At 47.4% G+C, this 25,886-nt stretch carries 21 protein-coding genes; 14 read left to right on the top strand and 7 right to left on the bottom strand.

All coding sequences use genetic code 11. The features are described from left to right. Positions 1-115: 115 nt before the first annotated feature. From AWQ22_RS12375 to AWQ22_RS12385, 3 genes are all read left to right on the top strand, one after another. Positions 116-1,177 (top strand): ATP-binding protein, encoded by a 1,062-nt coding sequence (locus AWQ22_RS12375; RefSeq protein WP_157094626.1) that lies wholly within the window; start codon positions 116-118, stop codon positions 1,175-1,177. Positions 1,178-1,356: 179 nt separating this feature from the next. After that, positions 1,357-2,412, top strand: coding sequence for a reverse transcriptase domain-containing protein (locus AWQ22_RS12380; protein WP_065711280.1), 1,056 nt, complete (start codon positions 1,357-1,359; stop codon positions 2,410-2,412). Positions 2,413-2,659: 247 nt separating this feature from the next. After that, entirely contained in the window at positions 2,660-3,124 is a 465-nt protein-coding gene (locus AWQ22_RS12385; protein ID WP_012308055.1) for a DUF4870 domain-containing protein, read from the top strand. A gap of 72 nt (positions 3,125-3,196) precedes the next feature. On the opposite strand, the gene AWQ22_RS12390 is transcribed toward AWQ22_RS12385, so the two are convergent. Next, positions 3,197-4,672, bottom strand: coding sequence for a leucyl aminopeptidase (locus tag AWQ22_RS12390; RefSeq protein WP_065711281.1), 1,476 nt, complete (start codon positions 4,670-4,672; stop codon positions 3,197-3,199). 80 nt (positions 4,673-4,752) lie between these two features. Further along, on the bottom strand, positions 4,753-7,359 hold the full coding sequence (locus AWQ22_RS12395) for an EAL domain-containing protein (protein WP_084448995.1): 2,607 nt from the start codon (positions 7,357-7,359) through the stop codon (positions 4,753-4,755). A 418-nt stretch (positions 7,360-7,777) separates the two neighbouring features. On the opposite strand from AWQ22_RS12395, the gene mscL reads away from it, so the two are divergent. Continuing rightward, on the top strand, positions 7,778-8,215 hold the full coding sequence (gene mscL, locus AWQ22_RS12400) for a large conductance mechanosensitive channel protein MscL (protein WP_012308058.1): 438 nt from the start codon (positions 7,778-7,780) through the stop codon (positions 8,213-8,215). A gap of 55 nt (positions 8,216-8,270) precedes the next feature. On the opposite strand, the gene AWQ22_RS12405 is transcribed toward mscL, so the two are convergent. Together AWQ22_RS12405 and AWQ22_RS12410 are read right to left on the bottom strand one after the other, a co-directional pair. Next, entirely contained in the window at positions 8,271-9,230 is a 960-nt protein-coding gene (locus tag AWQ22_RS12405; protein WP_065711282.1) for a cation diffusion facilitator family transporter, read from the bottom strand. Positions 9,231-9,299: 69 nt separating this feature from the next. After that, positions 9,300-11,342, bottom strand: coding sequence for a thioredoxin domain-containing protein (locus tag AWQ22_RS12410; protein ID WP_065711283.1), 2,043 nt, complete (start codon positions 11,340-11,342; stop codon positions 9,300-9,302). A gap of 135 nt (positions 11,343-11,477) precedes the next feature. Here AWQ22_RS12410 and AWQ22_RS12415 point away from each other — a divergent pair, with 135 nt between their 5' ends. The 5 genes from AWQ22_RS12415 (at position 11,478) to asnS (ending at position 19,336) form a co-directional block, all read left to right on the top strand. Continuing rightward, positions 11,478-12,770, top strand: coding sequence for a TonB family protein (locus tag AWQ22_RS12415; RefSeq protein WP_065711284.1), 1,293 nt, complete (start codon positions 11,478-11,480; stop codon positions 12,768-12,770). A 12-nt stretch (positions 12,771-12,782) separates the two neighbouring features. Continuing rightward, the gene (locus AWQ22_RS12420) at positions 12,783-13,823 is read left to right on the top strand and encodes a bifunctional heptose 7-phosphate kinase/heptose 1-phosphate adenyltransferase (RefSeq protein ID WP_065711285.1); all 1,041 of its coding nucleotides are present in this window, start codon (positions 12,783-12,785) and stop codon (positions 13,821-13,823) included. A gap of 122 nt (positions 13,824-13,945) precedes the next feature. Next, positions 13,946-17,488, top strand: coding sequence for a methionine synthase (gene metH / locus AWQ22_RS12425; RefSeq protein WP_065711286.1), 3,543 nt, complete (start codon positions 13,946-13,948; stop codon positions 17,486-17,488). Next, entirely contained in the window at positions 17,481-17,882 is a 402-nt protein-coding gene (locus AWQ22_RS12430) for a thiol-disulfide oxidoreductase DCC family protein (protein WP_012308063.1), read from the top strand. The genes metH and AWQ22_RS12430 overlap by 8 nt, the downstream gene beginning before the upstream one ends. A gap of 71 nt (positions 17,883-17,953) precedes the next feature. Next, on the top strand, positions 17,954-19,336 hold the full coding sequence (gene asnS / locus AWQ22_RS12435; protein WP_012308064.1) for an asparagine--tRNA ligase: 1,383 nt from the start codon (positions 17,954-17,956) through the stop codon (positions 19,334-19,336). Between the two features lie 200 nt (positions 19,337-19,536). Here the strand turns inward: asnS and AWQ22_RS12440 are convergent, their stop codons facing one another. Both AWQ22_RS12440 and AWQ22_RS12445 read right to left on the bottom strand, forming a co-directional pair. Next, positions 19,537-20,064: an NADPH-dependent FMN reductase gene (locus AWQ22_RS12440; RefSeq protein WP_030007651.1), complete on the bottom strand. Its 528-nt coding sequence runs from the start codon at positions 20,062-20,064 to the stop codon at positions 19,537-19,539. 155 nt (positions 20,065-20,219) lie between these two features. After that, on the bottom strand, positions 20,220-21,434 hold the full coding sequence (locus AWQ22_RS12445) for a DUF790 family protein (RefSeq protein WP_065711287.1): 1,215 nt from the start codon (positions 21,432-21,434) through the stop codon (positions 20,220-20,222). Positions 21,435-21,613: 179 nt separating this feature from the next. Here AWQ22_RS12445 and AWQ22_RS12450 point away from each other — a divergent pair, with 179 nt between their 5' ends. The 5 genes from AWQ22_RS12450 (at position 21,614) to AWQ22_RS12470 (ending at position 25,687) form a co-directional block, all read left to right on the top strand. After that, positions 21,614-22,492, top strand: coding sequence for a lipopolysaccharide assembly protein LapB (locus AWQ22_RS12450; protein WP_065711288.1), 879 nt, complete (start codon positions 21,614-21,616; stop codon positions 22,490-22,492). A 3-nt stretch (positions 22,493-22,495) separates the two neighbouring features. Next, positions 22,496-23,098, top strand: a complete 603-nt coding sequence (locus AWQ22_RS12455; RefSeq protein ID WP_065711289.1) for a ribonuclease HII — start codon at positions 22,496-22,498, stop codon at positions 23,096-23,098. Between the two features lie 47 nt (positions 23,099-23,145). Beyond that, complete coding sequence (scpB, locus tag AWQ22_RS12460; protein WP_065711290.1) at positions 23,146-23,640, top strand: SMC-Scp complex subunit ScpB; 495 nt, start codon at positions 23,146-23,148, stop codon at positions 23,638-23,640. An 88-nt stretch (positions 23,641-23,728) separates the two neighbouring features. Next, positions 23,729-24,868 (top strand): glycosyltransferase family 1 protein, encoded by a 1,140-nt coding sequence (locus tag AWQ22_RS12465; protein WP_062435880.1) that lies wholly within the window; start codon positions 23,729-23,731, stop codon positions 24,866-24,868. Positions 24,869-24,955: 87 nt separating this feature from the next. After that, positions 24,956-25,687, top strand: a complete 732-nt coding sequence (locus AWQ22_RS12470) for a hypothetical protein (protein WP_065711291.1) — start codon at positions 24,956-24,958, stop codon at positions 25,685-25,687. Between the two features lie 12 nt (positions 25,688-25,699). Here AWQ22_RS12470 and AWQ22_RS16765 read toward each other — a convergent pair whose 3' ends face one another. Then, positions 25,700-25,879, bottom strand: coding sequence for a hypothetical protein (locus tag AWQ22_RS16765; RefSeq protein WP_157094627.1), 180 nt, complete (start codon positions 25,877-25,879; stop codon positions 25,700-25,702). Between the last annotated feature and the right edge of the window lie 7 nt (positions 25,880-25,886).

Below are 25,886 nucleotides of genomic sequence, written 5' to 3' on the forward strand. Positions count from 1 at the left end.
TGTAAAACTAATTTAATTTAAATTTTATTCCTCTGATTTACTTCAGGGGAATTTTTTTGTGGGTATAATTTTAAATAGGAACTATTTAAATTTGAACATTATCCATATCTCAAACATGCTAACAAAAGAAGAATGTATATTTGGTCAACAGGTATCATTAGAAGAAGGACAATACATTGAGTTTAAATCTTTTACAACAGACAAGTTGACACAGAAAAAGATCTCAGACAAATCCCTAAATTATTTTGAAGATTACTTTTTGGGTTTTATGAATGCAAATTTTGATCAAGATTCTTTTCTATACATGGGGGTTGATGATAATGGACTTATTCAAGGAGTCCCCATTGAAAGAAATACTCGTGACAAAATCCAAAAGTTATTATCAAGTAAATTACAACAGAAATTTAATCGTAAAATTAATCCTGAAATTTGTTCTGTAAACTTCCTGAAAGTTTCGGAATGCCCAGAAGATTATTACATAATTGAGTTTGTAATTGGCAGTCATCCAAAAAAAGAGTTTTTTTATACCAGAAAAGGTAGCTCAACTGTTTATCTACGTGATGGTGCGACAAATCCCAAAATACAATCAGATCAGTTACTGAAAGAGATAATCAGAGGGAGAAAAGTTAACAGATTAACAAGGGAGTCTCAAGAATTAAAAGACCAAATAGTCAATGATAAAAATAATATCGATCTAAGATATCAATTAATTAAGATTCTTGAAGAATTGGGTGATGCAAAGTCCATAGCTGGGCACTACGAAAAAATCATTCAAATACGTACTAATAAAGGAATACAAGATAGTGAAAATGATTCTGTCAGGATGCAACTTGCAAAATCCTTAGAGCGTCTCGAAAATTCGGAAGGGGCATTAGATGTATTAGAAACAGTTCAAGACAAAAACAATGATGATTTCAAGAGAGAAAAAAGTAAAATTCTAAGTTCCCTTCATAAAGAACAGGAAGCTATCTCAATCTTAGAATCAATTGTAGAAAATAATCCCCAAGATTACCTTTCAATAACACAAATGGGGTTGATGTATTATAAGCAACAATCATGGATTGAATCTATTCGCTGTTTTTCTAAAGCACTCAAGATAGAACCTCGATATAGATTTGCAAAGTACTGGAAAAAATCTGCATATCATCAGATGTTAGCAAAAAACGGTCAATGCTAGTAAGATATGGGGTAAGTATCTAAAGGCTATGCATTGATTTCTGTTGTGTTAACTGCGACAGTGTCCTTTAACGTTAGCTATATGCTACTAACAATTATAATAATGTGCTCTGATGACAGGGCTAAAAGCTGGAATGTATAGTCTTAGGTGCTTGCAAAAGTGACTTGAATTATTGAGTAATGTATTTAGAGTCTTCTTGTGAGCGATTAAAACATGATTTTTTAAAGCTCGAAAACAATAGAGAGTTAGCGGAACTATTAAATATTTCCTTCAGCAGAATCACTTATTATGTAGTAAGAATACCTGATTCCGCACGCTACCGCTCATTTCAGATCAAAAAAAGATCAGGGGGATTTAGAAAAATAGATACTCCTATTAAATCTTTAAAGATTATTCAACAAAAGCTCAGCCAAGTTTTATATAGCGTTTATCAAGAAAAATCATGTGTTCATGGATTTGTAGTGAATAAGGATATCATTTCAAATGCAAGAGCGCATACAAAGAAAGATTTTGTGTTAAATATAGATTTAGAAAACTTTTTTGGAACAATTAATTTTGGAAGAGTTAGGGGTCTTTTTATTGGTGAACCATATAATCTTCCCCAAGATGTGGCAACTATGATAGCTAATATTTGTTGTTATAATAATCAGCTACCTCAAGGAGCTCCTACCTCACCAATAATTTCTAATATGATCTGTGAAAGATTAGATAGAAAACTTCAGCAATTTGCACGCAAATATAAGCTTTTTTATACAAGATATGCTGATGATATAACTTTATCAGCAACACGTAAAGAGATTCCTTCTTCGCTAGCTACCGTATCTCCAGAAAACCGGAATAAGATTGAATTAGGAGATGAGTTACAAAAAATAATTTACGAAAATGGATTTAGTATCAATCATAAAAAAACACGTATTGCATATTCTGATCAATCACAGAAAGTAACGGGTTTGATAGTCAATAAAACTGTTAATGTTCCTCGAAAATATATTCGTGATGTTCGAGCTGCATTACATGATTGGGACAAAAATGGATATAGTAAGGCACAAGAAAAGTATCATTTAAAGTACGCAAAACAACCTTCTCTACAATCAAAAGATTCTCCTAGCTTACATGATTCCCTTAGGGGAAGTATTGAATTTATTGGTCATGTTCGTGGAAGGAAAGATAAAGTTTTTTGTCGTCTCATCGCTAAGTTAACTGTTTTAAAATATCGAGATTTAAGCAAGTCATAAAATCTATTCTTAATGCCATTATTTAACAGTTTTTTTCATACGGAGTTGGGGCACTAATAGCACAATAAATCAAAATCAATACCACAATTAACAGCTTTTCTTAATCAGCAAGCTGGACGAGAGAGATTACAGAACTAATTTGTGTCCATTTTAAAAAATCAATCATCATTGCTTAATGTTGCTTTTGAAGCCAGCCAAGCTGGGGTCTGCTATATATTTGGGATAGATATGGAGGGACTATAAATTTATGGATGCAGAACAGGAAAGAAATTGGGCGATCGCCTGCCATTTGTCGAGCTTGGCTTGGATTGTCTTAGCCTTTGTCGGCATTGGGGCGATTCCCTTTGTCAATGTGATTGCGCCGGCGGTGGTCTGGTATCTCAAAAAAGAGGAGTCCGAGCTGATCGATGCCCACGGAAAGGAATCGGTTAATTTCCAGATTTCGATGACCATTTATGGTTTGGCGGCGGGAATTATTCTTAGTATTTTGATCATCGCCGGAGTTGTTTTGATGATCCTGTTGGGCATTGGTGGCAGCAATAATCCCTTTGCGGCCCTGGTGGCAATTGTGACGGGGATTGGTTTCTTTATCTTTTTGGCGCTGATTGTGGCGATCGCCATTTTTCAGATTGCGGTGGTGATCTTGGCGGCGACCAAAGTTCAAGAAGGACAAATGTATCGTTATCCCTTTAATCTCAGACTACTGAAATAAATAACTTTCATAAAACAGCCCCCCTGGAATGATTGGCCAAGGGGGTTTTTAATTAAACTTTAGATGCAAAAATTAGCTCAAGACCCAGTGGACGAGGGTACGCACCGGGAACCCTGTACCGCCTTTGCTGTAAATATCGGCGTCTTTTTCTGACCAGGCTGGCCCGGCAATATCGAGGTGTGCCCAGGGCGTTTTTTCGACAAATTCCTTGAGGAACAACGCCGCCGTAATCGAACCGCCTTCCCGTGGCCCGGTGTTTTTCATGTCGGCGATGGGAGATTTTAAGCCTTCAAAGTATTTTTCTTCGAGGGGCATCTGCCAGAATTTTTCGCCCGCTTTCTCTGATGCGGTGGCGATTGCCTGGGCGAGATCATCATTGTCACTCCACAGGCCACAAATATCGTCACCTAGGGCAATGACGCAGGCTCCGGTCAAGGTGGCAATGTCCACAATCGCCTCGACCCCTAGCTTTTCGGCATAAACGAGGGCATCGGCGAGGGTGAGACGACCTTCGGCATCGGTGTTGTTCACTTCGATGGTTTTACCGTTGGAAGCCGTGAGAATATCCCCCGGACGCATCCCCCGACCACTGATCATATTTTCAGTAGCCGCACTAATGAAATGCACTTCCACATCGGGTTTGAGTTCGGCGATCGCCTTTGCTGCCCCAAAAGTTGCCGCTGCGCCCCCCATGTCCATTTTCATCATCGCGATGCTGGGGCCGGAGGGTTTGATGTTATAGCCACCAGAATCAAAGGTTAACCCTTTGCCGACAATCGCCACTTTCTTCCGGGGTGTGCCTGGGGGTTTATAAACGAGGTGGATAAATTTCGGGGGTAAATCCGAGGCCGCCGCCACCCCAAGAAAAGATCCCATTCCTGCTGCTTCGCAGTCTGCTTCTTCGAGGATATTCAGTTCCAGGCCATAGGTGCTGGCGAGGCTTTCCACGGAAGCGGCCAGGGTCACAGGATTAATAATGTTAGCCGGAGCGTTAACCAATTCCCGCGCATAGATCACCCCTTCACAGAGGCTTGTGCCCAAGGCGATCGCCGCTGCTTGGTCGCCAATGCCAAGGATTTCAACAGCTTCGAGGGCTAGGGGGTCTTTTTGTTCTGATTTGAAGCGATTATCTTCATAAAAGCCCAGATACATCCCTTCTGTAACCATTTGCGCTGTGATTGCCTCAGTTTCGGCCACTGGCAACTGCAAACCCAAAGTTGTGATGGCTTTGTCCCCTTTCACAGCCCGGGCGATCGCCGCTGCGGAACTCCGTAAGGCGGCACTATTCCATTTCTCGGCATTTCCCAGACCCACCAGGATCAACTTTTTGATCGGCGCACCACTCCCAAGACGGGTCACCGATAGCTCGCCGGATTTGCCTTTAAATTCCGTTTCAACGATTACTTCTGAGATCACCCCCGATAAGCGTTCGTCCAGGGCCGTCAAACTTTCGGGTACCGTGAGTACCGTTTCACTTTCAAAAAAACCCAAGGCGATCGCCTCACCAGCCCAAGCCGCTGCCGTTTGCGAACTACCGCGAATTTCCATAACTAAACCTCAAAACTTGTTACTGTCCTTTAGTCTGACATTTCCGGCAAACCCTGTCCAAGAAATTGCCCAGAGCAACATTACGAGGAAGAGCGCAACTTCTCTAGCACCTCGAAGGAGTGACCCTGTAGCAAATCTGTTGCTTGATCCAAAGAAACAGGCCGAGAAAATAAATAACCCTGACCAAACTGGCAATCCTGGCTCTTTAACCACTGGTATTGCTGTTTTGTTTCGATACCTTCTGCTACGGTTTTAATCCCAATGGATTTAGAAAGGGCGAGAATAGATTCTGCAATCACCCGGTTGCGGTCATTCAACTCAGAAATATTTACAAAGCTCCGGTCAATTTTTAGCGCATCAATGGGGAGCTGGTGTAAATAGCTTAAACAAGAATACCCCGTACCAAAATCATCAACGCTAATAAAAACCCCCTTGAGGCGAATTTGGTTTAACAAACGACAAGTTATGTCGATATTTTGAATTAGCATACTCTCAGTGATTTCTAATCCTAAGGTGTTAGGAAAAACCGGATAGCGTTCTAATAATCGATCCAGTGAAAATAACAGCGAATCTTGGAGTTGTTTAACGGATAAATTGACATGGACTTTCAGGGGCGTTTTAAACGCCTGCTGCCACTCAAATAATTGACGACAGGCCGCATCTAAAATCCATTCACCAAGGGGAATAATGAGCCCTGTTTCTTCGGCAACATCAATAAATTCATAGGGGGATAACAAACCCCGTTGGGGATGCTGCCACCGAATTAACGCTTCAAACCCTTCAATGTTGCCTTGTTCTAAATTAATAATCGGCTGATAGTACAAAACAAATTGCTTTTCTTCAATGGCAGATCTGATTTCCCCTTCTAATTGGAGACGTTTCATCGCCTGTAGGTGCATCTGGGGATCAAAAATTGCGTACTGTGACTTCCCATTTTGTTTGGCCCGGTACATGGCAATATCGGCATCCCGGAGCAGATCCTGGGCTGATTCATGGCGAGAGTCACCGATGATAATCCCAATACTCGTCGTGATAAAAACGCCGTAGTTAGAAATCTGGAAAGGCATATTCAATGTATTGAGGATGCGATCGGCAATATGCACAGCATCTTCTACCCCGTGAATTTCCTCTAGGAGAATGACAAATTCATCTCCCCCTAGGCGGGCGGCTACATCTGTATCGCGAATAAAAGATTTGAGTAAATGGGCGACTTCAATGAGTAATTCATCCCCAACAACATGGCCCAGACTATCATTGACTACTTTGAAATTATCCAGGTCTAAAAACAGGGCTGCAAATTCATGGATGGGATATCGCTTATAACGTTTTAGGGCTAGGTTGAGTCGTTCAATTAGTAGATTACGATTGGCGAGGCCAGTAAGACGATCATGGAGGGCGTCATGTTTGAGTTGTTGCTCCATTTTGATCCGGGTACTGATGTCGGTAATGGTCGCAACATAGCCTTGGGGTTCACCCTTACTATCAAGCTCAGCGGTGCCCTGGCCATATACCCAAAGTATCGAACCGTCAGAACGCTGAAATCGATATTCTAGGGTAAATAGTTCTTGATTAGTGATGGATTTTAGCCATTGTTCTCGAACGTAGTCAATGTCGTCGGGATAGACTTTTTCTAACCAGCCTTTATGGAGAGCCTCTTCGGGTTGAATTGCCAGCAGTTTACAATAGTAATCGTTGACATAAATACATTCATGGCGCAAATTAGTGCGGAAGATCCCAATGGAAACGGTATTAGCGAGGTTGGCATATCGCTGTTGACTTTCAAGGAGATTAGTCTCAATTTGATTGCGTCGTTTAATTTCTTTTTTCAGGCTATAGTTCCGGAGAATAAACCATCCTAGAAAGAGGAATGGTAGATAGACAATCAGGCTAAAGAAAAAATTTTGTAAGCTGATCCAATTAAATTTTTCGGGCGGCTCTAACCATTGGGCGATCGCCTGATAATAGACAGAATCACGATCTTGTAAGAGACGACTCATTTGCCGATCAATGCCAGGCAGGAGCTGCTTGGGATCGCCTTCGGGAACGATATAATGTAACCGGGCTGGATTAAACAGAATATTGGTTTTATTGACTGGATAGTCGGGACTAAATTTATTCCCAAAGAAATTATTGACAATGGCAGCATCAACTTCCCCTGTCTCTAACTGCTCAAACATCCCAGGATAACTATCGATGGGCACCAGTTCCGGCTGAATGCCATAGGCTTTAATTCTTTCTCGGAGGACTTCCTGTTGAATCCCAGAGGCGAGGATGCTAACTCTCCGTTGGTCGAGGTCTAAAATCGTCTCTAAATGAACACCCCGGCGCGCATAAATCTGTGACCAACTTGACAAAACGATGATGGTATTAAAATCAAAGACTTCATCTCGCGTGTCGGAATAGGCGACATCCACCATCAAATCGAGTTGCCCCTGTTCAATTTGTTGGAGACATTGATTCCATTCACAGGGAACATAGGTCACTGCCCAATTTTCCACACGCCCAATGTCACTCGTAATATCTACCCAAAAGCCCCGGGCCCGCCCACCTGAATCGATAAAAACCTTGGGATCATTTTGATAAACCCCCACGGTAATCGTTTTTGCTGGCTGATTTTGGGCGATCGCCTCTGTGCCGGAGAGCATCGCGGCAAGACCTAGAGCCAAGAGCACAGTGCTTTTATTCATTAAATTAGGAAGTTAGTAGATGGCAACTGAGGGAACAGGCTTCTTAAGTATAATTAAGATAAAAAATTAACGGCAACAGTATTAAGTAACACAAATATTACAACGCCATTATTCGTGAATTTTTGCCAGTGAAGCATATTGTTTATGGAGTGGTGGCTAAATAGCCAACAAGTGATTAATTGTTGACCCTAAAGTAAAGTTAGGCACAAAATTTGCAACTTTATTTTCGACTGTTTGACGGTTGACGGCGCTGATTTAAAGGTTTGTTTTCAGCTAGATTTTGATTTTTTGCCCCGGTTCTTTTTAAGAATTGGTTAAGAAAATTGATTTGCTGGATCGGGTCGCTTATCTTTATAGGGGCGATGACATTTTTATCTTTGTTTATCGTTTTTAATCCATCACTAAGGGATGAGCGTTTATGGCAAAAAAAAGTAGTTTTTGGAGTGATTTCCAAGCCTTCATCATGAGGGGAAATGTAATTGATTTGGCAGTGGCCGTCGTGATCGGCGGGGCCTTTGGTCAAATTGTCAATTCTTTAGTTGCAGATATTATTACGCCGGCGATCTTACAACCCGCCTTAAGTGCAGCTAATTTAGATGCCCTGGGTGAATTGTCTTTTAATGGCATTAAATACGGTCTTTTTTTGGCGGCTGTAATTAACTTTTTGGTGATTGCATTTGCGATTTTCTTGGTTATTCGGGCCATCGAAAAAATGCAACGGCGATTTAACCGAGCGAAAGCCATGGAAGAAATAGACGCGCCGCCACCTGCACCAGATCCAGCAGTTGTGGCCCAAGAAAACCTCACGGCGGCCATCGAACGTCTGGCTAATTTAATGGAAAATCGTCAGCAATAGAGCTGAATTCTCACAATACCTGACGGAAGGATTGCCTCCTTTGGTGGGGGCTTTTTTATGAGTGAGAAGAGGTGCCATCAAAGCCGATGTGATCGGAGCTATAGGCTTTGGGTTCGATGTGAACGGTGACCCTCGCTGGGGCGAAAATTTGCTCTAGGTGACGTTCAACTTTTTCGCTAATGGCATGGGCAGTGGCCACATCCTCGGCGGCGGCAATGAGGTGCATTTCAATAAAGACTTGCCGACCGCGCAAACCCCGTGACGCAATGTCATGGCAATTAATCACCCCAGGAATTGTCATCACTTGTTTGTGGATCGCTTCGGGGGCGATCGCCATTTCATCGACTAACCAAGGCAAATTATCAGTGAGCACTTCCCAGGCACTTTTAAATACTAAAGCGGCCACGGGAAATGCCAGCACCACATCTAACCATTGCAGTTGTGGTAGCCCCCAAATCTTCGCTTGCCAGACCCCCAAGAGACCCAACATCACAAGGATCGTCACCCAAATATCGCTCATGGTGTGTTTGGCATCGGCGAGTAAAATCGCACTGCCTACCCGTTGGCCTGCCCGCCGCTCGTAGAACGCCACAAAAATATTGATTCCCAGCACGACAATTAGCCAACTCAGTTCCCCCAGGCTGATGCTGATCTCACTTTGCCCAGCAATTAATTTGGCGATCGCCCCCTGTAAAATTTCAAAACAGGCAATCCCCAGAAACATCCCAATCCCCAAAGCGCCGACTGCTTCAAACTTTTGGTGACCGTAGGGGTGATCCCGGTCGGGTTCCGGTGAAGAGAACTTATTGGCAAATAAGCCCAGCACATTATTGGCGCTATCCGTAAAACTATGGAGAGCGTCCGCCTGGAGACTCAGGGAACCCGTGATCAAACCCACCACAGCCTTTAACGTCATCACGAGCAAGTTTAGCCACAACGTTAACCACAACACCCGCCGTACCTCCCGACGATTATCTTGGGGCAAGTGGTGCGAGGAATGACTATGCTCTGGCATGGTGCTTATGGGGAGAAGACGGATTGAATCGCAAATCCAGCGTAACCGAAGTTGCTTAATTCACACCCCTCACCGCTGTAAACTTGTTTGAAGCTGAGTCGCCAATTGACTTTCGCTGCGACAAGGTTCTAAACAATTTAACCCTTGACAGACGAGAGCAATACTATCCGCAGGCAATTCCTGGGTGGGTTTAAGCACCACCGTATTTAACAGGGTTTTTCTGAGTTTCAACAATTGCTGCGGCTTCGCTTTTACGACGGTGCCATGTAAGTACCAATCCAAGGCTAAAAGTAATGTGGGGCACTGTTGTGGGGATTTTTCGAGCACAGACCCAAAGGCCTGCAATGCATCCGTGGCGCGGTCGAGGTACTGGGTGTTTTCTGTAAGCAAGAAAAGACGCATCAAATTACAGATAGCAACGCCGTTGGCCGCAGGGGTGGCATTGTCTTGGTAACTGCGTTCTTGGATCAAGAGTTCGGGACTTTGGCGGTTGTTGAAATACCCCTTCAAATCTGTTGACCAAAACTGCTGATCGAATTCTGTCTGGAGGGCGATCGCCTTTTCGAGCCAATGCGTCTGCTCAGGGTGATTGGTCTGCAAATCCAGTAGGGCTTTAATAAGAAAGGCATAATCTTCCGACTGGGCCATCCCATCAGCTTCCCCATCAAAATTTAGCCGATATAAACGCCCCCCTTGCCATTGGTGTTCGAGGATAAAATTGATACAGTTGACGGCTAGTTCCCAGGCTTTTTCGAGGCCTAAAACCCCATAAATCCGTGCTAATCCCGAAATCATCAAACTATTCCAGGCCACAATTAATTTCGTATCTGTAACCGCCGGAATTCTGCCGGGCCAAGCTGTTGCCTTTGCTTCGGTGTTATCACGGGCGGGGGGAAACTGATCGAGGGCCTGCCGGGGCGTACCGTAGCGCTCTGTAAATAACTGGTCGAGAATCCCTTGCAAGCTCTCTGAAATTTCTGTGGACTGCCGTCGTTTTAAAACAATTTTCCCCTCAAAATTACCGTCCGGCGCAATAAAAAATGCCTGTTCCAATTCAGCAAATTGTGCCGCCGTGAGTTGCGTCTGGAGTTCGTCGTAATCCCAGACATAGAAAGCGCCTTCTTCTGGTTCTGGGTGCCCGGCATCGAGAAAACTATCGGCATCCTGGGCCGCGTAAAAATAGCCTTGAGGGGCCGTCATTTCCCGGGCGAGCCAAGCGACGGTTCCCTCTAGGGCCGTTTTAAAGGCAGGCTCCGTCACTCCCTCAGCCCACAGATTGGCGAGAAACTCGGTGATTTGCCCATTGTCATAGAGCATTTTTTCAAAATGGGGCACCGTCCAATGGGGATCGACGGTATAGCGATGGAAGCCGCCCCCCACATGGTCATAAATTCCCCCCAGGGCAAGGTCTAAACCCCGTTTGGTACTCACTAACAAACCGTTGTGGCGCGCATTCGAGGTAAAACGACTTCCCTGTAAGGCGATCGCCCCGTAGGGGATCATCGGAAAACTTGGCCCCGCATCACCCCGGCCCACAATGGCAGTACAAGGCTCTAGGCCTTTGAGAAACAGATTTTGATCGAGGGGCGCTTGGCCCTGGGGCAGTTGAGCAGAACGGTCTAAAATTGTGAAAATTTCAGTTTTAATCTCCTGGAGTTTCTCCGGCTCCTCATCAAAGAACCGTCGCAGGGACGTCAGCACATCCAAAAATCCAGGGCGATTATACCGGGGGGAAACAGGAAAATAGGTACCCCCATAAAATGGCATCAAATCAGTCGGCGTCAGGAAAATATTCAGTGGCCAGCCTCCTTGCCCCGTCATCAGTTGCAACGCTTGCATATAGATGCTGTCGATGTCTGGTCGTTCCTCGCGATCCACTTTGATTGGTAAAAAATTTTCGTTTAAATAGGTGGCAACTTCTGGATCCGAAAACGCCTCCCCTTCCATCACAGTGCACCAATGGCAGGAAGAATAACCAATGGAGAGAAAAATGGGCTTATTTTCTACCTTTGCCTGGGCCAAAGCCTCATCACACCAATACCACCAGTCGATGGGATTATCCGCGTGTTTACGGAGATAGAGACTTTTGGTGTCGGCCAAGCGATTCGCCATGGAAAGTGCTGCTCCTGGAAAGAATTTCTAAAGGCATTCTAGCGAATGGATTCTGTGCCAAATTTGCCAGGGTGATCAGTTAGAATCGAACAGCAATCTTTTGCCATCTATCTGCCCTCGGCCCCCTTTGGATTCATGTTAGACAAAAGCCTCGCTAGTCCCAGAGACCAATTCTTCCAAAGCTTCAGAAATTTGGGTGATTATGCCCGGCGTCCCCAGGGAGCAGCCGTCATCGGTTCCATTGCCTTGCATGGGTTGGCCGCAGCGACGATTCCCCTGTGGGCCAGCTTTGACAATGCGCCCCCAGAGTCCCAGGAGCGTTCGGTAGTGAGGGTGGTGGATTTACCCCCAGAGGTGCAAAATCGTCTTCCTTCGACAACAGCGTCCTTAGATTTATCAATTTTCGAGGCGAGCCCGGATTTCAATTTAGACTTGTCTGACTTAAGTGGTCAGGGGATGAATCCCAACGGGACCTACATTACTGGCCTCAATACCCTACCGACCCCCATGGCCCCTAGTCTAGGGCAAGATAGTTTTTCCTTTATTCCCCTCAGTCCGCCCCCAATCTCCAGTAGCTATACCGGGTTTGCACCACCGCCGCCGCCCCGGAATATGAGCTTTTTACCGCCACCACCGAACGTTCCGAACCAGACCAGTTCCCAGCTTCCTAATGCACCAACAGAGACAGAGCGGGGCGCTTTACCGACCTTGACACCTCCCAGACCCAATGGAAATTCTAGCCAACAGCAACAGTTCACGATTCCCACCAAACCCGACCCGGAATTAGTGGAACGGCAACGGCGACTGGAAGAAGAAGCGGCGATCGCCCTCCAACCCCGCACCAATAACCCCAACAGGGGCGAAGTGTACTTTGATGCTGATCTGCTTAAACCACGGGAACTGCGCAATAACAATGGCAGTAGCAATAGCAATAGTAACGGTAATAGTGGCACGAATAATACGAATAACCGCCCTCCCACACCCAGCGCCAACACACCGCCCCCAAGCCAAACGGCGGCCCGCAGCAATACAGCGGCAGTCAATCGTAGCCTGACAGGAAACTATCCCAAGGGGGCCTGTAGTAGCCAAGCTAGCGGTACCGCGACTTACAATGTCACCGTGTCCCCAGAAGGTAGTCCTTCCCAATGGAACCTGGTGCAAAGCTCTGGGACAAATGCCTTGGATAACCAAGCGAGTCAAGATATTCGTAACGCCCGCTTTGATGGGAAAAATAGCAACTACCGGGTCAGCGTGAACTATAGATACGAACCCGCTTTTTGTGCGGCGTTTATGCCGAAACCCCAACCTGCCCCCACCAATTCAACAAACTCAACTCCGGCTAATCCGCCAGCTCCAGCGCGTACGACCCCGAAAGCACCGGAGGCTTCAACTGAAACTGAGGCGATCGCCCCCGATGAAACTCCTTAACTTATCCCTGCAATGACCCCAGCTTTTTTCCAAAAACTACAGGCACACCAGGATCGCCTTAATGCCTGTCTGGCTGATTTTCAGCGGGTTAAAGTGCTCGTCATCGGCGACTTAACCCTCGATGAATTTTTGGTAGGTGCCGTGGAGCGACTATCCCGAGAAGCTCCAGTGTTAATCCTCCGCCATGAGCATACCCAACAAATTCCAGGCGGTGGGGCCAACGCTGCCTACAATCTTGCAAAACTTGGTGCTCAGGTTAAAGTAGCTGGGATTGTCGGCCAGGATTCCCAGGGAGAAGCCCTTTGCCGAATTTTTGCTGCTGCGGGTATCGATACCACTGGTATTATCCATGAAGCCCAGCGTCCAACCGTTACCAAAACCCGAATCTCAGGCCACGCTCGCCAGTCTGTCACCCAGCAAATTGTCCGCATTGACCGTAAATCCGACGCCCTCCCCAGTCACGAAATTCAAAGCCAATTAGTCGCTTATATACGCAGTCAAATTCCCCACGTTGATGCGGTGGTCTGCTCTGACTATGGGGATGGTGTTTTCAACGCAGCTGTTATTGAAGCTGCCCTTGAGCACCCCCATGTGATTGTCGATGCCCAAAGGGATTTACACCGTTTTCGGGGAGCGATGGTTTTTACACCAAACTTACCAGAAGCAGAACAGGCTGTTGGACAACTCATAGAAACCCCCACTGCCCTCAATCAAGCGGCTCAAACGCTTCTAGAGCAAACTCAAGCGAAATTTATGTTAATTACCCGTGGGGAAGATGGCATGAGCCTTTTTCATTCTGTAGATAATCAACTACAGGAAGAATATATTCCAGCCTTTAATCGGACTGACGTTTTCGATGTTACAGGCGCTGGGGACACGGTGGTCGCCGCTTGGGTTCTAGGTTTTTGTGCTGGGGCAACACCTTGGGAAGCAACGGTTTTGGGCAACCTTGGTGCGAGTATTGTTGTGAGAACTTTTGGCACAGCGACGACTTCCGTAACAGAGATGCAGGAAACTTTGCAATTGTTGCTGGATGAAGGTCTGGAAAATTAGTCTTCCAGCAGCTCTTTTGCGCAATTAATTGGAGAAAATGAGCAAACCCAGGCCGGGCAATCAGGTTAAAATATAGGACGCCATTATCTATTTTTATCCTAATACCGCCGAAACATTTCTCCATGAAAAGTGCCTTCCTCGATCGCCTACATAGTCCTGAGCGTCCTGTCCTTGTGTTTGATGGGGCAATGGGCACCAATCTGCAAGTACAGAATTTGACGGCGGCAGATTTTGGAGGGGCCGAATATGAGGGCTGTAATGAATATTTAGTCAAAACCAAGCCGGAAGCCGTGGCGACGGTACATCGCGCTTTCCTGGCGGCTGGGGCCGATGTGATCGAAACGGATACCTTTGGTGGTACATCGGTGGTGCTCGCAGAATATGACCTCGCCGACCAAGCCTATGAACTGAATAAAACAGCCGCAGAACTCGCCAAAAGCGTCACGGCAGAATTTTCGACTCCCGAAAAACCCCGTTTTGTCGCCGGATCTATTGGGCCAGGGACAAAATTACCGAGCTTGGGCCACATTGATTACGACACCCTAGAAAATGCCTTTGCGGAACAGGCCGAAGGTCTCTATGATGGCGGCGCAGATCTGATGCTCGTGGAAACCTGCCAGGATGTGCTGCAAATTAAAGCGGCCCTCAATGGCATTGAACGCACCTTTACGAAAAAAGGCGATCGCCTGCCGATTATGGTCTCGGTAACAATGGAAACCATGGGCACGATGCTGGTGGGCACTGAGATTGCCGCCGCCGTTGCCATTCTCGAACCCTACAAGATCGACATTTTAGGGTTGAACTGTGCCACTGGTCCCGACCTAATGAAGGAACACGTTAAATATTTGTCGGAGCATTCCCCCTTTATCGTGTCTTGTATCCCAAACGCTGGATTGCCCGAAAACGTTGGCGGCCAGGCCCACTACAAGCTCACCCCCCTCGAAATGAAAATGGCAATGATGCACTTCGTCGAGGATCTTGGTGTCCAGGTGATCGGTGGGTGTTGTGGGACGCGCCCCGAACATATTCAAGCCCTAGCAGAAATTGCGGCTGAACTCACGCCAAAAGAGCGTCACCCTGACTATGAACCCGCTGCGGCCTCGATTTACAGTCCCCAACCCTATATCCAAGACAACTCCTTTTTAATTGTCGGCGAACGCTTAAATGCCAGTGGCTCGAAAAAATGCCGCACATTATTAAACGAAGAGGATTGGGATAGCCTGGTGTCCCTCGCCAAATCCCAGGTAAAAGAAGGTGCCCATGTCCTCGATGTGAACGTCGATTATGTCGGGCGGGACGGGGTGCGCGATATGCATGAATTGGCTTCCCGCTTGGTGAATAACGTCACCCTGCCCTTGATGCTTGACTCCACCGAATGGGAAAAAATGGAGGCTGGTTTAAAGGTGGCTGGCGGGAAATGTATTCTCAATTCCACCAACTACGAAGACGGCGAAGAACGCTTTTATCAGGTGCTTTCCTTGGCGAAAAAATACGGGGCCGGGGTGGTGATCGGCACCATCGACGAAGAAGGAATGGCCCGCACCGCCGAGAAAAAATTTGAGATTGCCAAACGTGCCTATGATGCGGCGATCGCCTATGGCCTTCCCGCCCATGAAGTGTTCTTTGATCCCTTGGCTTTACCGATTTCCACGGGGATTGAGGAAGACAGAAACAACGGACAGGCGACCCTCGACGCGATTGAAAGAATCCACAAGGAATTGCCAGGATGTCATATCATCCTTGGGGTTTCTAATATTTCCTTCGGCCTAAATCCGGCAGCGCGCCAGGTGTTGAACTCTGTCTTTTTGCATGATGCGATGCAGTTGGGAATGGATTCGGCGATTGTGAGTGCCAGTAAGATTTTACCGATGGCGAAAATTGATCCAGAGCATATCAAAATTTGTCGCGATCTGATTGGCGATCGCCGCGAATTTGAGGGGGAAGTTTGCACCTACGATCCGCTAACGAAACTCACTGAATTATTTGCTGGTAAAAAAGCGAAAAAATCCGAAGCCATTGATAAAAATCTGCCTGTTAATGAACGCTTAAAACAGCACATTATTGATGGCGAACGACTTGGTTTAGAAGAGGCTTTAACTGAAGCTCTGGAGCAATATCCACCTCTTGATATTATTAATATTTTCCTGCTCGACGGCATGAAAGTTGTGGGGGAACTGTTCGGCTCTGGCCAAATGCAATTACCCTTTGTTTTGCAGTCAGCCCAAACCATGAAAGCCGCCGTTGCTTTTCTCGAACCCTACATGGATAAAGAAGAAGGCGATGATAGCGGTAAAGGCACATTTATCATTGCCACCGTGAAGGGCGATGTCCATGATATCGGTAAGAATTTAGTCGATATTATTCTGTCTAATAATGGCTATAAAGTCATTAATTTGGGTATTAAACAGCCCGTTGAAAACATTATCCAAGCCTACGAAGAAAATGGTGCAGATTGTATTGCTATGAGTGGGTTGTTGGTAAAATCCACTGCCTTTATGAAGGACAATTTAGAAGCCTTTAACGAAAAAGGGATTACCGTTCCCGTGATTTTAGGGGGAGCTGCTTTAACGCCCAAATTTGTTTATCAAGACTGTCAAAATACCTACAAAGGACAAGTGATTTACGGGAAAGATGCCTTTGCTGATCTCCATTTCATGGATAAACTCATGCCCGCCAAGGCCGAGCAGCAATGGGACGATTTTGATGGTTTCCTAGGGGACTATGCCGAGGCGAACCAGCGCACCTATAGCGGCGATGGTGAAGAAATTGCAGTCGAAGAAACCAAATCCCAAGAACCAGAAGTTGTCGATACCCGTCGTTCTGAATTTGTCGAGGATAATATCGCCCGTCCCCGGCCTCCCTTCTGGGGGACAAAAATTCTCCGGGCGGAAGACATTGATCTAGAGGAAATTTTTTGGCATCTCGATCTTCAGGCGTTATTTGTCGGTCAATGGCAATTCCGCAAAACCAAAGAACAATCTAAAGAAGAATACGATCAATTTATCCAAGACACCGTCCATCCGCTTTTAGAACAATGGAAACAAAAGGCGATCGCCGAAAAAATCCTTGATCCGACAGTGATTTATGGTTATTTCCCCTGCCAATCGGAAGGCAACACCTTGATCATTTATGATCCCGACGAATATGTCAGCGAACAGACCCTTAGCGAAGTGGCTCGCTTTGAATTTCCCCGGCAAAAATCCGGCAAACGCCTGTGCATCGCCGATTTCTTTGCGTCCACTGAATCGGGAGTTTTGGATGTATTTCCCATGCAGGCGGTGACCGTGGGGGAAGTTGCGACGGAATACGCCCGAAAACTCTTTGCCGCCGACGAATACACCGATTATCTCTACTACCACGGCATCGCTGTCCAAACGGCGGAAGCCCTTGCAGAATGGTGCCACGCCCGGATTCGACGGGAATTAGGCTTCGGGGATGCTGAACCCGACAATATTAAAGATATGCTGAAACAGCGCTACCAAGGCTCTCGCTATAGTTTTGGTTATCCGGCCTGTCCGAATATCTTGGATCAATACACCCAGTTAGACCTCCTGAAAACTGACCGCATTGGCATGTACATGGATGAAAGCGAGCAAATCTATCCCGAACAATCCACCTCGGCGATCATTACCTACCACCCTGTCGCGAAATACTTCAATGTTTGATCAAGCAAAGCCAATTATTTTCTTTGATGGGGAATGCAATCTTTGCAATGGTTTTGTTGATTTGATGCTTAAAATCGACCCAGACCAAAAGTTTTATCTCGCTCCCCTCCAAGGAAAAACGGCCCAGCAATATTTACCACCCCTCCCCGAAAATCCAGAAGACTGGGCGATCGCCTATTTTGATGGAGTGAATACCTACTATGCCTCCGATGCTTGCTTGGCTATCTGTCAAAGGCTGGGCGGCCCCTGGCAACTGTTCACTTTGGCCCGACCTTTACCGCAAAACTTCCGGGATTGGCTCTATCGGCTGGTGGCGACTAACCGTTACCGCTGGTTTGGCCAACGCACCTGTCGCACCATGGATTTGACGAAACCGTCCCCATTTCTGCCCTGAACCCCTCAAACTCGGTAAGATAAAGGGCGCACTTGTTTTTAGTTCCTCTACCTCAGACTCGATCAACGACCATGCGCATTAAGGAAATCCTCAACACCGCCGCCATCAATAGCACCATCACCGCCGAAGGATGGGTCAAAACCAAACGGGAATTGAAGGGATTTTCTTTCATTGAAATTAGCGACGGCTCCACGATGAATGGCCTCCAGGTGATTATCGATGGCAATCTGGCCGACTACGAAGCCATCATTAAAAAGCTCAATACAGGGGCTGCGGTTACAGCGACGGGGTTAGTGGTGGAATCTCCGGGTAAGGGGCAACGCATCGAACTCCAGGCCAAAGCGGTGACTGTTCACGGGGAAGCAGATCCGGAAACCTATCCCCTCCAGAAAAAACGCCATAGCTTTGAATTTTTGCGCACCATCGGCCACCTGCGCGGCAAAACCAATACCATGGGGGCAGTGATGCGGGTGCGGAATGCCTGTGCCACCGCGATTCACCAATTTTTCCAGGAACGGGGCTTTATCTGGGCTCACACGCCGATTATTACCGCCAGTGATTGCGAGGGGGCCGGGGAAATGTTTGCGGTCACCAATTTTGATCTGGCCAATCCGAAGCGGACAAAAGAGGGAGCCGTTGACTATGCCGAAGACTTCTTTGGGCGACCGGCTTATCTCACCGTCAGCGGTCAGTTGGAAGCGGAAGTGATGGCAATGGCTTTCAAAGATGTGTATACGTTTGGGCCGACCTTCCGGGCAGAAAACTCCAATACCTCCAGGCACTTGGCGGAGTTTTGGATGGTCGAACCGGAGATGGCCTTTTGCGATATTGTCGGCGACCAGGATTTGGCCGAGGAATTTTTGCGCTACATCTTCAAGTATGTGCTGGAAGCTTGTCCTGAAGACATGGAATTTTTCAACAAGCGCATTGATAATTCTGTCCTCGCCACGGCTCAAAATATTATCGAGAATGAGTTCGCCCGCATTACCTACACCGAGGCGATCGCCCTTTTAGAAAAAAGCAATAAAACCTTTGAATTTCCAGTGGAATGGGGGATCGATCTCCAGTCAGAACATGAGCGTTATCTCGCCGAAGACCTATTCAAAAAGCCCTTGATCGTGAGCAACTATCCAAAAGATATTAAGGCTTTTTATATGCGTCTCAATGATGACCAGAAAACCGTGGCGGCCATGGATGTGCTCGCACCAAAAATTGGCGAAATTATTGGCGGCTCCCAACGGGAAGAACGGCTCGATGTGCTGGAACGACGCATTCAGGAGATGAACATCGAAGCAGCAGATCTGTGGTGGTATCTCGATCTACGGCGGTTTGGCACCGTCCCCCATGCGGGCTTTGGTCTTGGCTTTGAGCGCTTAGTTCAATTTATGACCGGGATGGGCAATATCCGCGATGTAATTCCTTTCCCCCGTACCCCTCTAAATGCTGAGTTTTAAGGTTTGTTCTTTAGTTTGCGATTCACAAATAAATTCAATCAAGACATATTTATCTTGTTGAAATCTCTGACATTGTTAGGGTGCAGAATAGCAGGCGATCGCCGCAATAAATAAACTTGGAAATTTGGTTAGCTAAAGGTGTGATCGGATTAAAGATAAACTTCAACCTTTAGCTACATTCCAGTTGTCAGGAACTATGTTTATTGGGTCTTTAAGGCTTCTGTGATTCGCACCAAATCATGCACCAATTCTGCTAATCGGGTTTCGATTGTTTCATCTACAATTTTCCCTTCCGCAAAAGCTTCCCGCGTCGCGTAAACAAAACGTGGCACGATTAAACAGCGGAAATCTAACATCAAATTGTTCGCAAAGGACATCACAGACATATAACTAGATTTGCCCCCCGCAGCACAGAGAAAACCCACCGTTTTTTCTTGCCAAGACTGACCAGTGAGTTCCAAGAAGTTTTTGAGAGCAGCATTCACATCGTAATTGTAAATAGGAGTAGCGACGATGATGCCCTCGGCTTCGGCCACCATTTCATTCAATGGAGGCAGGCTTGGGTGATCGTAGGTGCTTCTCCCGGCACAAAAAGGTAAATCAAGCTTTCTAAGATCCAGCCATTGGGCAGATTTTCCTTGATTTTGCAGCAGTAATTGTGCCTGTTCTGCGAGAATTTGACTGCGGCTTTCAGGATTAAGACTCGCACCAATAATTAAATAACTCATTTGTGATCTTGCTGATTTTTATGACATAGATGACAACGTTTCTAATATAGCTTCTAAAACTCTATGATTGGGGACGGCGCGTGCGGCGATGATTCATTAAGAGGCTCATTAGGTCAGGAATTTAGACATTTTTATTGCGTCAGCAACATAGAAATTTATGCGATAATTTGCAAAATATTTTTAGCTGGCAGTTTGTTTTTAAACCAAATAATTGGGTTCGGTAAATCGTCGAATTTTACGCCCGCTTTTTGAAGGTTGAGACGGTCTGAAATGGCAATGATTAGATTGGGTTGTTCAGCACGACGAATCTGAGCGAATTTTTTCTGAAGATATTCCGGTCGCCAATAACCGACAATTTCTAAAAGATATTCCTGGCCATCGGGATGCACGAGACGAAAATCGGGAATCATTACACTCCCCGGCAACGGAATCAAATCAACTTCCCGTTCAAGTTGCCATTCGGTTTTCAGTTTTTGCCAGCCTTTCACAAAAGATGCTTCGAGCATACTGTCGTAGGGTTTACCGGGGGGATAGTGGCTCACGAGATTACAACTGTCATCGAGGCTAAATTGTCCCTGGCGCATGGTGTTGCTGTAGGTGTCTTTGTATTGCAGGTGGGCCTCTAGTTGCCATTTGCTCACATGGAGCAGGGCCGGAATCATTTTGGCGATCGCCAAGCCATAGCGGGTACTGGCCTTAAATAAACTGGTGGGGCCATCGATGGTGATCGTAAAGCCCGTGTCCGCATCCCCTTCGATGTAGGTCATCAGTTGAAAAAGCTTCAGGTAGCGGAACAGCAGTTTGTATTCCCCTGGGTCATTGCGGTGGGCATGGATAATGAGCTGGCTCGCCTTGTAAAAAATGCCCTGGACTTGGGAGAGGTTATAGCGGTCGATGAGGGTTTCTGGGCTGGGGGCCGTAAACTCCGTAAGAATGTGATTTTCGGGTAAATCGGCATAGAGACCAGTGGCAACGGCTTCGGGGGTAACGGATTGGTCTCCGGCTTGACTGAGTTCCGTGGCGATCGCCTCCAGGATTTTGAATTGTTGTTCGGGAATTGGCATCGTTGCGGCGGCCTGGGCAAACACCTTTTCCCGCAACATCTGGGGTTCGAGGGGACTAACAATTTCAAAGGTGCTGAAATGATTTTTCAACAGGTGGGCCAAACCCCGCTGCACTTTAAAATCGGTGCTATCTCCTTCGATTTCCTGGAGTTCCGCCTGGAGGACTTTTTTCGCTTCCCCCTGACACCGTTGAAAACAGTCAATTAAGGTTTCGGCTAAGGCGATCGCCTGCTTGTTGGGAGCTAAATATTTCGGGATGAGGCTCTCCCCCTGGCGACGGTGCATGAGTAAATCCGTGGGCAGCATAAAAATCGTAAAATTTGTAACAAAACGTCGGCGCGAATAATCCGTCCCAATGGCCCATTCAACCGGGCAAAATCGCCCAAAGCAGGTTAAATCTAGACTTCAGATTACCTTAACAAATCCGTTATCTTAGATATAGAAAAATTATTAATCTGCCAAAAAACGCAAGATTACCGCCTGGGATGGAAGACTTACTCACCGTAGCCCGCACAACCTATCGCCCCCTAGAATGCCGTCCCGACAGTTATAGAGGTTGGTATCAGCAGGGACAACTCCGCTGGCTCGAAGGCAATGTCGATGAAGCGTTGCTCTGCTACCATCGCGCCTTGGAATATTATCCCAACGACTATTGGGCCTGGTATCACCTGGCGATCGCCCATGAGAAATTAGGCCATGTGGATGAGGCGATCGCCGCCTACCAACGGGCCTGTGCCATTGGCCCAGAAAACTATTGGTCTTGGTATGACCAGGGTTGCCTCTACATGGAAGTCCTCCAGGTTTACACCCAGGCGATCGCCTGTTTTGAAAAAGCCCTCGCCGCCCAACCCAACGACTATTGGGCGATTTATCGTCAAGGGGAATGTTGGCGACTCCTGGGCCGTCAGGATCGCGCTGTGGCTGCCTATGACCGTGCCCTCGAATTTCGCCCTGGAGATTATTGGTGTTGGTATCGTCGAGGCGATGCCCTCCAAGCCTGGGGAAAACCAGAAGCGGCCCTGACCAGCTACGACCAAGCCCTCAACGCGAAACCCAATGATTTTTGGGCCTGGTACCAACGGGGAAACACCCTCGCAAGTTTGGGGGATTACCCAGCGGCGATCGCCGCCTTTACCCAAGCCCTAATTGATGCCCCCGACGATGCAGAAACTTGGTATGCCCAAGCCCGTTGTTTAGCCCAGATCGGTGATGAACAAGGGGCTTTTCGGAGTTTAGAAAAGGCGATCGCCCTCGACCCGCTGACCTATTTCCCCCAAGCAGAAACGGCTCCCTGTTTTACACCGCTACGCTCCTTAGCTTCTTGGGAAAATCTCCAACAGTTAGCTCAGCCCACCCAAGCCTAGACCATGGTTTTACTGGCGGGCGTTGATGAAGTGGGCCGGGGCTGTTTGTTTGGGCCGGTGGTGGCCGCGGTAGTGGTGGTTAATACAATCCAAGAACAAGCCCTGGGGGAGCTGGGCGTTACTGATAGTAAAAAGCTGTCGGCCAAACGGCGAGAAACCCTCGTACCCCAAATTCAGGCTCTGGTAACGGACTGGGCGATCGCCTCGGCGTCAGTGGCCGAAATTGACCAGCTTAATATTTTGCAGGCGACGTTTCTCGCGATGACCCGTGCTGTTGAAAAATTACAGATTAAACCCACGGAAATTTTTGTCGATGGCCGCCAAACTATTCCTAAACTGAATTACCCCCAACAGGCGATTATTCAAGGGGACAGCAAAATAAAGGCGATCGCTGCCGCCAGTATCCTCGCTAAAGTGCAACGGGATCAAGACATTATTCAATTGGCAGAGCATTATCCTGAATATGATTTAGCCAATAACAAAGGCTATGGCACCCAAAAACATCGCCAAGCCATCTGGCAATACGGACTGACGCCCCACCACCGCCAAAGTTTTAAAATTCAGCCGCCGCCCCAACAGCTCGAACTCTTGCCGGAGCAGGAATAAAGCCGATACAGTGGGAGGCTAAACCCCACCCCGTTTGGTCTGCCCCCATGAAGCTTGCGACGACCCTAGAGGCGATTCTCTACATCAAAGCCCAACCCCTGAGCCTAGAAGAATTGGCCGATACCGCTGGACAACCCCGGCACCTGGTAGCCGATGCTCTTTTGGAATTGATGGATGATTATGCCCACCGGGACAGCGCCCTTGAAGTGATAGAAACCCCCACCGGATTTAGCCTGCAACTGCGGGAAAGCTTTCAAGCCCTCGTGACGAATCTCATCCCTACAGAGTTAAGCGTTGGTGCCCAAAGAACCCTGGCGGCGATCGCCTTAAAATCACCGATTCTACAAACGGAACTAATCGAATTGCGGGGTAGTGGTGCCTACCAACACATCCAGGATCTGCTGGCCCAGGGCTTTATTAAACGGCGACGGCAGCAAGAGGGGCGCTCCTATTGGCTCGAAGTGAGCGCGAAATTTCACCAATACTTTGAATTTGATGCTGAGGATCTAGGGCTATCCCCCAACCTTCCAGAAACCCCTTAATCTCCCCTTAAAACCGCGATCCATTGTCAAGAAATGTCACCCCGTCTGATACCCTACAGACAAACTATTTTCTTCGTTTGCGATCGCCATGCGTATAGCTCTGTTTACCGAAACCTTTTTGCCGAAAGTCGATGGGATTGTCACCAGACTGCGCCACACCGTAGATCATCTCCAACGCAGCGGAGATCAAGTAATGGTATTTTGTCCCGACGGTGGCCTACGGGAACATAAAGGAGCCGTGGTCTACGGCGTTAAAGGCAATCCTCTCCCCTTATATCCCGAACTAAAAATGGCATTTCCTGGGCCTTCGGTGGGCCGTGCCCTAGAGGAATTTCAGCCGGATCTCATTCATGTGGTCAACCCCGCAATCCTTGGCTTGGGGGGGATTTTCTTCGCGAAAAAACTCCACATTCCCCTGATCGCCTCCTACCATACCCACCTGCCCCAATATCTCCAGCATTACGGTCTTGGTGCCCTCGAAGGCTTGCTCTGGGAACTTCTCAAAGCGGCCCATAACCAAGCGGAATTAAACCTCTGTACCTCCACGGCAATGGTCGAAGAACTCCGCAGCCATGGCATTAAAAACCTGGATCTGTGGCAACGGGGCGTAGATACAGAGATGTTCCAGCCCAGCTTAAAGTCTGAGAAGATGCGCGATCGCCTTTCCCAGGGACACCCGGAAGCGCCCTTACTGCTCTATGTTGGGCGTGTGTCTGCGGAGAAACAAATTGACCAGATTAAACCCGTCCTCGAAGCAATTCCTGGATCACGCTTGGCGATCGTCGGTGATGGTCCCTACCGCGCTGAACTAGAAGCCCATTTTGCGGGCACCAATACCCACTTTGTCGGTTATCTGCAGGGTTTAGAACTGGCGTCTGCTTTTGCTTCTGCTGATGCTTTTGTGTTCCCGTCTCGCACAGAAACCCTTGGCTTAGTCCTCCTTGAAGCGATGGCGGCAGGTTGTCCGGTGGTGGCAGCTAATTCCGGTGGCATTCCTGATATCGTCACCGATGGCGAAAATGGTTATATGTTTGACCCCCAAGATCCTGACGGAGCCGTAAAAGCAACCCAAAAACTCCTCGCGATGGATGCAACCCAACGGGAAATGCTCCGGGTACAAGCCCGCCAGGAAGCGGAAAAATGGGGTTGGGCAGCAGCAACGGCACAATTACAGAGTTACTATCAGCAAATTTTAGAAAAAAGTAAGCCCCTTTCCCTAGCTGCCTAGGCCAGACTGCCGACATTTTTAGCCCCAAAAAGCGTTTGCCGCTACCCTAAAGGCATTTAGCTGTGATTGCAGGTGGTTTCGATTGCAATGTTTATTAATCTTCTGATTTTCTGTGGGGTGGTGGCGATCGCCTTTGGTTTGTTTCGGGCCGGTCTGCCGCGCTTCAAAACGTTTAAAAATTTTGCCCAGCGTTTTTTGCCCGCAATTGGTGTTTTGATTCTCCTCTTGGGCGCTAATTTACTAGGGGCTTACCAAGCAAAGCAAACCTTACAATTCACTGCTGATTTACCACCGATTACGACCTTGGCAACTCTCCGGGAAATTGAAGCAGGTCAACCTGTGGCGGTGGTGGCGGTGGCCAGCCCTGATAACCCGGTGCGAGGTCGAAACAATGAATATCTGGCCTATGTAGATGACAATGGTCTTTGGACGCCCCAAAGGATTCTGTTCGATCTCGATGATGCTCAGATTGCCATGGACGATGACGCCTATAAAGTGCGCAATTGGCCCCTAGACCGAAATCTACGTTTTCTCAATCCTCGGCAACAGGTGGTGATTATTGGCGAAAAAGAAGAATTTACGCGGGTCACTGGCCCCCAAAAAGGTGAAGTTACCCACAGCGTTGAGGGGATCTTAATTTTTGCCGGCTCCCACCAAGCCTTTTTACAGGATCTACAGCGGCGGATCTGGGGGCCAAGGATCATGGTAGGACTGAATGCCTTTGCCCTGGGGGCGATCGCCCTCTCGACCCTCGTCGCTGCTTTTCGGGTGACGGGCCGCAAACTCCCCCAAGACGCCCAAGAAACCCCAAATTTTTGAACCTGAAATTTTTCAACGGGGCAACCGGAGCATCAAGATAGAGGATTCCCTAGGATCAAGATTGCTTTTAGGGCGATCAACATTAACTTTTTTAACAAACTTGTTAAGGTCTATTGCGAGATTTTCTGAAACCTTGGCGATCGCCTGCACGCCCCAGATAGTCCGTGATACCATGCCCAACGTATAGTTCATCACGAGA

This window comes from Picosynechococcus sp. PCC 7117 (assembly GCF_001693275.1).
In the GTDB taxonomy this organism is placed as follows: domain Bacteria; phylum Cyanobacteriota; class Cyanobacteriia; order Cyanobacteriales; family MRBY01; genus MRBY01.